At 62.9% G+C, this 8,445-nt stretch carries 6 protein-coding genes and 1 pseudogene; 5 read left to right on the plus strand and 2 right to left on the minus strand.

Going from position 1 to position 8,445, the window contains the following annotated elements:
• Nucleotides 1-149 precede the first annotated feature (149 nt).
• On the plus strand, nt 150-527 hold the full coding sequence (locus ENZ75_RS12740; protein WP_063169927.1) for a VOC family protein: 378 nt from the start codon (nt 150-152) through the stop codon (nt 525-527).
• A gap of 11 nt (nt 528-538) precedes the next feature.
• Here ENZ75_RS12740 and ENZ75_RS12745 read toward each other — a convergent pair whose 3' ends face one another.
• The gene (locus ENZ75_RS12745) at nt 539-1,543 is read right to left on the minus strand and encodes an inorganic phosphate transporter (RefSeq protein ID WP_013528008.1); all 1,005 of its coding nucleotides are present in this window, start codon (nt 1,541-1,543) and stop codon (nt 539-541) included.
• A 3-nt stretch (nt 1,544-1,546) separates the two neighbouring features.
• Nucleotides 1,547-2,188 carry a DUF47 domain-containing protein gene (locus ENZ75_RS12750; RefSeq protein ID WP_013528009.1) on the minus strand — a complete coding sequence of 214 codons (642 nt, stop codon included), beginning with the start codon at nt 2,186-2,188 and terminating at the stop codon, nt 1,547-1,549.
• A 151-nt stretch (nt 2,189-2,339) separates the two neighbouring features.
• Here ENZ75_RS12750 and ENZ75_RS12755 point away from each other — a divergent pair.
• The 4 genes and pseudogenes from ENZ75_RS12755 to fdhF all read left to right on the plus strand — a co-directional run.
• A pseudogene (locus tag ENZ75_RS12755) lies at nt 2,340-3,253 on the plus strand (LysR family transcriptional regulator).
• Between the two features lie 176 nt (nt 3,254-3,429).
• On the plus strand, nt 3,430-3,909 hold the full coding sequence (locus ENZ75_RS12760; RefSeq protein WP_063169925.1) for a formate dehydrogenase subunit gamma: 480 nt from the start codon (nt 3,430-3,432) through the stop codon (nt 3,907-3,909).
• Nucleotides 3,906-5,462: an NADH-quinone oxidoreductase subunit NuoF gene (locus ENZ75_RS12765; protein ID WP_013528012.1), complete on the plus strand. Its 1,557-nt coding sequence runs from the start codon at nt 3,906-3,908 to the stop codon at nt 5,460-5,462. The genes ENZ75_RS12760 and ENZ75_RS12765 overlap by 4 nt, the downstream gene beginning before the upstream one ends.
• Before the next feature lie 10 nt (nt 5,463-5,472).
• Nucleotides 5,473-8,445, plus strand: a 2,973-nt coding sequence (fdhF, locus tag ENZ75_RS12770; RefSeq protein ID WP_348630613.1) for a formate dehydrogenase subunit alpha, incomplete at its 3' end; no start/stop codon positions are given.

The raw sequence follows: 8,445 nt of genomic DNA on the forward strand, positions 1-8,445 counted from the left end.
GTCCTGCCGGATTTCATCCGCGCCAAACGTCCTCCAGATAAGCGAGCGCCGATGCGGCCAGCAATCAATCCAGCCGACAGTCGCCAAACGATCGCAGCGACCTATTTCAACGACCAGCACGGGACCGACAAGCCGAGAAGGAGGCGATTATGCTCGCAAACAGCAACGCAACGGCAAATCTGGCGGTAAGCGATCTGGCAAAGGCCAAGGCTTTCTACGAAGGAACGCTTGGCCTGAAACAGGTGCAGGATGAGGGGGGCGAACTGATCGTGTACAAAAGCGGCGATACCACCCTCAACGTCTATCATTCCCAATTTGCCGGAACCAACAAGGCGACAGCGGTGACCTGGATGGTTGGCGACGAGATCGGCAACATCGTCAAGGAGCTGAAGTCGAAGGGCGTCGCCTTCGAGCACTATCAGATGCCGGGCTTGACGCTGGAGGGCGATCTCCACGTCGGTTACGGAATGAAAGTTGCCTGGTTCAAGGATCCAGACGGCAACATCCTGAACCTTGTGGACAGGTAGATTTCTTCACCTCACCTCGCCAGGCCAACCGCGAGGTAGGTGAGCGCCGAAATCAAAGCGGTGGCCGGCAAGGTAACGATCCAGGCGATGACGATGTTGCCGGCAATGCCCCAGCGCACGGCCGAGACGCGGCGGGCGGCGCCGACGCCGATGATGGCGCCGGTGATGGTGTGGGTGGTCGATACGGGAACGCCGAGCCAGGTCGCCGCAAACAGCGTGATCGCCCCACCGGTTTCGGCGCAAAAACCCTGCATCGGGTTCAGCCGGGTGATCTTCGAGCCCATGGTGTGGACGATGCGCCAGCCGCCGAACAGGGTGCCGAGCGCCAGTGCCGACTGGCAAGTGAGGACCACCCACAGCGGCACGTAGAAAGTCGCGCCGAGCATGCCTTGCGAATAGAGCAGCACGGCGATGATGCCCATGGTCTTCTGGGCGTCATTGCCGCCGTGCCCGAGGGAATAGAGCGAGGCGGAAAAGAACTGCATGACGCGGAAGGTGCTGTCGACCGCAAACGGCGTCTGGCGCACGAAGAGCCACGAGACGACGAGAACCAGGACGAGCGCCAGGATAAAGCCCGTCGCTGGCGACAAGACGATTGCCGCGACCGTCTTGCCAAGCCCGGTCCAAACGATGGCGCCCACGCCTGCCTTCGCCACACCGGCGCCGACCAGGCCGCCGATCAGCGCATGCGAGCTGCTCGAAGGGATGCCGGCGATCCAGGTGACGATGTTCCAGACGATGGCGCCGACCAGGGCTGCAAAGATCACCGCCGGGGTGACGATGCTGACGTCGACGATGCCTTTGCCTACGGTCTCGGCAACGTGGAGGCCGAAGAACATGAAGGCGATGAAATTGAAGAATGCCGCCCACAGCACCGCATATTGCGGCCGCAGCACGCGGGTGGAAACGATGGTGGCGATGGAATTGGCGGCGTCGTGCAGGCCGTTGAGAAAGTCGAAGAACAGTGCGACGGCGACGAGGCCGGCCAGCACGGGAAAGGCAATGGTTGCTTCCATCACCTAGACATTCTCAATGACGATGCCGCTGATCTCGTTGGCGACGTCCTCGAAGCGGTCGACCACCTTTTCCAGTTGGCCATAAATCTCGCTGCCGATCATATAGGCCATCGGATCGCTGCTGCCGTGCTTCCTGAAGAGATCCTTCAGCCCTTGCTCGTGCAGGTCGTCGGCCCGGCTTTCGACGCGCATCACCTCTTCGGCGATGGCGTTGAGGCGCACAGTATGCGTTGCGACCTTGTTGAGCAGCGGGATCGCCTCGGCCACCAGCTTGGCGGCGGCGACGATGACGCCACCCATTTCCTGCATCAGCGGATCGAACTCCTTGCGCTCGAACAGCTTCACCGTCTTGACCGTCTTGTGCATCATATCGATGGCGTCATCCATCGACTGGATCAGGTCCTTGATGTCGCCGCGATCGAAAGGCGTGATGAAGGAGCGCCGTACCGCCAGCAGGACTTCCGCGGTGATGTGGTCGGCCTCATCTTCGAGATCGATGATTTTCTGGCACCAGAGATCGATATCCCTGCCCTGGAGAAGCTGCTCCAGCGCCTCGGCGCCGCCGACCACGGTGCGGGAATGTCGTTCGAACAGGTCGAAGAAGCGATCTTCGCGCGGCAAAAGCTTGCGGAACCAGCCCAGCATGGTCGATCTCCCAGTTTCATCCACATAGCGCCGCATTCAGCCGCGGGAAACAGGTAGCCGGCTTAAAGGTGTGGATGCAGGGCAATTGTGCGTGGCGCTTGCGGTAGAGCACAATTTCCCCGACCTTGCAGCGAACGACCGGAAAGATCACATGATCGACAAGCTGGAATTCTTCATCGCGCTCGCCAGGGAGGAGCATTTCGGCCGGGCGGCGGAGGTGTGCGGCGTCACGCAGCCGACGCTGTCGGCCGGCATCAAGCAGTTGGAAGGCCAGCTTGGCGTCATGCTGGTTCTGCGCGGCTCACGCTTCCAGGGGCTGACGCCGGAGGGAAAACAGGTGCTGGTGTGGGCACGCCGCATCGTCGGCGACACCAGGACCATGCGCGAGGAAATGCGGGCGGCGCGCCACGGACTTTCGGGCCGTATCCGCATCGCCGCCATCCCGACGGCGCTCGCCATGCTGCCGCGGCTGACGACGCCATTTCGCGAAAAGCATCCCGGCGTCACCTTTTCGGTGCTGTCGCGGACCTCAATCGAGGTGCTGTCGCTGCTCGGCAATTTCGACATCGATGCCGGCATCACCTATCTCGACAACGAGCCGCTGGGGCGGGTGACCAGCGTGCCGCTCTATGACGAGCGCTACCAACTGATCACCGCGATGGGAAATCCTTATTCCGACCGCGACAAAGTGACATGGGCGGAGCTCTCAAACCTGCCGCTGTGCCTGTTGACGCCGGACATGCAGAACCGCCGCATCATCGACCAGCATCTGGCCGAAGCCGGCGTGCAGGTGCGACCGACGCTGGAATCCAATTCGATGATCGTGCTGTTTTCGCACATCCGCACCGGCAAATGGTCGTCGATCATGCCGCTCAACCTTGCGGAAACATTCGGCTTTTCCGAACCGATCCGCGCCATTCCAATCATCGAACCTGACGCCAGCCACACGGTCGGCCTGGTGGCGACACCGCGCGAACCGCACACACCTTGGTCTCGGCGCTGCTGGACGAGGCAATGGCGCTGGCGGACGATTTCCATGCCAACCGTTCCGCTAGACAGGGTTAGTCAAACGGAACGATAGAAAATTTCTATCGTACAACGAAACCGCTTTATTGATTTCAGAGGTTTTCTCTGATTTCTTAAGCACTTAGCGATAAAGCGGCACGCGCATGTCGTTGTTCCAAAACAGCTTGATGCTTTTGGCCGATATGCGTGGGTCGCTACGATAGGGAGGGCGCTGCATGACAATGCAGCCTGCAAGTACCGAGATTATGTCGCGCACGGCCGCGATCATCCAGGAGATGAAGGGGCTCGAAGGCCCTTTGCTGCCGATCCTCCACGGCATCCAGGAAGAGTTCGGCCATGTGCCCAAGGATGCGCTGCCGGTCATCGCCGAGGCGCTGAACATTTCCAGGGCCGAGGTGCACGGCGTCGTCAGCTTCTATCACGATTACCGAAGCCATCCGGCAGGCCGGCATGTGTTGAAGCTCTGCCAGGCGGAATCCTGCCAGTCCATGGGTTCGGATGCCATCGCCGCCAAGCTGCAGCAACTGCTGGGCATCGGCTTTCATGAAACGACCCGCGACGGTTCGGTGACGCTGGAGCCGGTCTACTGTCTCGGCCTGTGCGCCTGTTCGCCCGCCGCCATGCTCGATAGCGAGGTGATCGGACGGCTCGATGACGAGAAGCTCGACGAGATCGTTGCAGAGGTGCGCTCATGATCCCGCGTATCTACATTCCCGGCGATTCCGGTGCGCTGGCGCTTGGCGCCGAAAAGGTCGCCAAGGCGATCGCCGGCGAACTCGCCGAGCGCGGCATCGAGGCCAAGATCGTGCGCAATGGTTCGCGCGGCGCCTATTTCCTCGAACCGATGGTCGAAGTCGCTACAGCCAACGGCCGCATCGCCTACGGGCCGGTCAAACCGTCCGACGTCAAAAGCCTGTTCGACAGCGGCTTCCTTACCGGCGGCCATCATAAACGCTGGCTGGGCGCGCCGGACAAGATCCCCTTCCTGGCCAAGCAGACGCGGCTGACTTTCGCGCGCTGCGGCGTCACGGATCCGCTGTCGCTCGAATCCTACAAAAAACATGGCGGGTTGAATGGATTGATGAACGCGCTGGCGCTGACGCCTGCCGCCATCGTCGCAGAGGTGACCGAATCGGGCCTGCGCGGACGCGGCGGCGCCGGCTTCCCGACCGGCATCAAATGGAAGACGGTGCTCGATACAGCAGGCGACCGCAAATACATCGTCTGCAACGCCGATGAAGGCGACTCCGGCACTTTCGCCGACCGCATGATCATGGAGGGCGATCCCTTCGTGCTGATCGAAGGCATGACGATCGCCGGTATAGCCACGGGCGCGACCAAGGGCTTCGTCTATGTCCGCTCGGAATATCCGCATGCGGTGGCGGCGATGAACAAGGCCGTCGAGATCGCCCGCAAGGCCGGCGTTCTTGGCGCCAGCGTGCTGGGTTCCCCTCACGCGTTCGACATGGAGATCCGGGTCGGCGCCGGCGCCTATGTCTGCGGCGAAGAGACGGCGCTGCTCGATTCGCTCGAGGGCAAGCGCGGCATGGTGCGGGCAAAGCCGCCTCTGCCTGCGCATAAGGGGCTGTTCGGCAAGCCGACGGTGATCAACAACGTCATCAGCCTAGCCTCTGTGCCCGTCATCATGGACAAGGGTGCGGCCTTCTACAAGGATTTCGGCATGGGCCGCTCGCGCGGCACGATCCCGGTCCAGATCGCCGGCAATGTCAAATTTGCAGGGCTGTTCGAAGCCGCTTTCGGCATGACGCTTGGCGAGATCGTCGACGAGATCGGCGGCGGCACGGCCACCGGCCGGCCGGTCAAGGCAGTGCAGGTCGGCGGACCGCTCGGCGCCTATTTCCCGCGCGCGCTGTTCGACACGCCATTCGACTATGAAGCCTTCGCGGCCAAGGACGGGCTGATCGGCCATGCCGGTATCGTGGTGTTCGACGACACCGCCGACATGCTGAAACAGGCGCGCTTCGCCATGGAATTCTGCGCCATCGAAAGCTGCGGCAAGTGCACGCCCTGCCGCATCGGCTCGACGCGCGGTGTCGAGACCATCGACAAACTCGCCGCGGGCATCGAGCCGGAGAAGAACCTCGCTCTGGTCACCGACCTCTGCAACACGATGAAATTCGGCTCGCTCTGCGCGCTGGGCGGCTTCACGCCCTACCCTGTGATGAGCTCGATCACCCATTTCCCCGACGACTTCAAGCCCGCGCCCGTGCGCGTGGCTGCCGAATAGGAGCTGGCAGATGAACATCAAGGCCGACTTCCCATCCCTCGTCGAAGAGATTGACTACGGAACCCCGCAATCGAAGGCGCAGAAGCAGGTCACGCTGAACGTCGACGGGCGCAGCATCACCGTGCCGGAAGGCACCTCGATCATGCGTGCCGCGATGGAGGGCGGGGTCGAAATCCCGAAGCTCTGCGCCACCGACATGCTGGACTCCTTCGGTTCGTGCCGTGTCTGCCTTGTGGAGATCGAAGGACGCGGCGGCACGCCGGCATCCTGCACGACGCCTGTCGGCGAAGGCATGATCGTGCGCACGCAGACCGAGCGGCTCGATGCCATTCGCCGTGGCGTCATGGAGCTCTATGTCTCCGACCATCCGACCGGCTGGAACGAACAGGCCGGAACCGGCGCCAGCGAGTTCGACGCGGTGGCGAAGTCGATCGGCCTGACCGAGAACCGCTACGGCATCGAGGGCCGCAACCACGTCAAGCCGGAAGGTGGCGTGGCGCCCGGCCATGGCTCGCTGGCAGTCGATTACATCGCCCGCGACGAATCCAACCCCTATTTCACCTATGATGCCTCGCAATGCATCGTCTGCTCGCGCTGCGTGCGGGCGTGCGAAGAAGTGCAGGGCACGTTTGCGCTGACCATCGAGGGACGCGGCTTCGAATCCCGGGTTTCGGCCGGAATGCACGAGGCGTTCATCGATTCGGAATGCGTGTCCTGCGGCGCTTGCGTCCAGGCCTGCCCGACCGATGCGCTGCGTGAGAAGACGGTGCTTGCCAAGGGCCTGCCGGAGCGCTCGGCCGTCACCACCTGCGCCTATTGCGGCGTCGGCTGCTCGTTCAAGGCCGAGGTGAAGGGTGACGAAGTCGTTCGCATGATGCCCTACAAGGAGGGCAAGGCGAACCACGGCCATTCCTGCGTGAAGGGCCGTTTCGCCTATGGCTACGCCACCCACAAGGACCGCATCCTGTCGCCGATGATCCGCGAAAAGGTCACCGATCCGTGGCGCGAAGTAAGCTGGGAAGAGGCGATCGCCCATACCGCCAAGGAATTCCGCCGCATCCAATACCAGTACGGACGCACCGCGATCGGCGGCATCACCTCGTCGCGCTGCACCAATGAGGAAACCTACCTCGTCCAGAAGATGGTGCGGCAGGGTTTCCGCAACAACAATGTCGACACCTGCGCACGCGTCTGCCATTCGCCGACGGGCTACGGGCTCGGCCAGACATATGGCACGTCTGCCGGCACGCAGGATTTCGATTCCGTCGACTTCACCGACGTCGCCGTCATCATCGGCGCCAATCCGGCTTCCGCTCACCCGGTGTTCGCCTCGCGGCTCAAGAAGCGGCTGCGCCAGGGCGCCAAGCTGATCGTGCTCGATCCGCGCCGCACCGAGATGGTCAAGTCGGCTCATATCGAAGCGGATTACCACCTGCCGCTGAAGCCCGGCACCAATGTGGCCGTGCTGACGGCGCTGGCGCATGTGATCGTCACCGAGGGCTTGTTCGACGAAGCCTTCATCCGCGAACGTTGCGACTGGACGGAGTTCCAGGATTGGGCATCGTTCGTCGCCTTGCCGGAAAACAGCCCCGAAACCGTCGGCAAATTGTCCGGCGTCGATCCCGAGCTGATCCGCGGTGCTGCGCGTCTCTACGCCACCGGCGGCAACGGCGCGATCTATTACGGCCTGGGCGTGACGGAACACAGCCAAGGTTCGACCACTGTGATGGCAATCGCCAATCTCGCCATGGCCACCGGCAATATCGGCCGGCCCGGCGTCGGCGTGAACCCGCTGCGCGGCCAGAACAACGTGCAGGGCTCCTGCGACATGGGTTCCTTCCCGCACGAACTGCCGGGCTATCGCCACATCTCCGGCGAAGCCGTGCGCGATATCTACGAGACCTTGTGGGGCGTAAAGCTGGACGACGAACCCGGCCTGCGCATCCCCAACATGCTGGACGCCGCCGTCGACGGCAGCTTCAAGGGCATCTACATCCAGGGCGAAGACATTCTGCAGTCCGATCCCGACACCAAGCATGTCGCAGCCGGCCTTGCCGCGATGGAATGCGTCGTCGTGCACGACCTCTTCCTCAACGAGACGGCGAACTACGCGCATGTCTTCCTGCCGGGCTCGACCTTCCTGGAGAAGGACGGCACCTTCACCAACGCCGAGCGCCGCATCAACATGGTGCGCAAGGTTCTTGAGCCGAAGGCGCGCTACGCCGATTGGGAGGCGACGCAGGAGCTTGCCCGCGCGATCGGGCTGGACTGGAACTATAAGCATCCCTCCGAAATCATGGACGAGATCGCGATGACCACGCCGAGCTTCGCCGGCGTCTCCTTCGAGCTGCTCGACCGTGTCGGGTCCGTGCAATGGCCCTGCAACGAGAAGGCGCCGCTCGGCACCCCGATCATGCATATCGACGGGTTCGTGCGCGGCAAGGGCAAGTTCATCCGTACCGAATATGTGGCGACGGACGAAAGGACGGGGCCGCGCTTCCCGCTGCTGCTCACCACCGGCCGCATCCTGTCGCAGTACAATGTCGGCGCGCAGACCAGGCGCACCGACAACAGCATGTGGCACTCGGAGGACCGGCTGGAGATTCATCCGCACGACGCCGAGAACCGCGGCTTGCGCGACGGCGACTGGGTCCGGCTGACCAGCCGCTCGGGCGAGACGACGCTGCGCGCGCTGATCACCGACCGGGTGTCGCCCGGCGTGGTCTACACGACGTTCCACCATCCGGACACGCAGGCCAACGTGATCACCACCGACTTCTCCGACTGGGCGACCAACTGCCCGGAATACAAGGTGACGGCGGTGCAGGTCGGCGCCTCCAATGGGCCGTCGGAATGGCAGCGCGACTATGACGAGCAAGCCAAGCAGAGCCGGCGCATCGCGTCTTTGCAGGCGGCGCAGCTACAATGCCCTCGGTCAGCGAGAAGCCAAGCGCGAAATCCTCGAAATCGGCCGGGCTTGCCA

The sequence above is a fragment of the Mesorhizobium sp. M7A.F.Ca.CA.002.04.1.1 genome (assembly GCF_004022805.1).
Lineage (GTDB): Bacteria > Pseudomonadota > Alphaproteobacteria > Rhizobiales > Rhizobiaceae > Mesorhizobium > Mesorhizobium ciceri.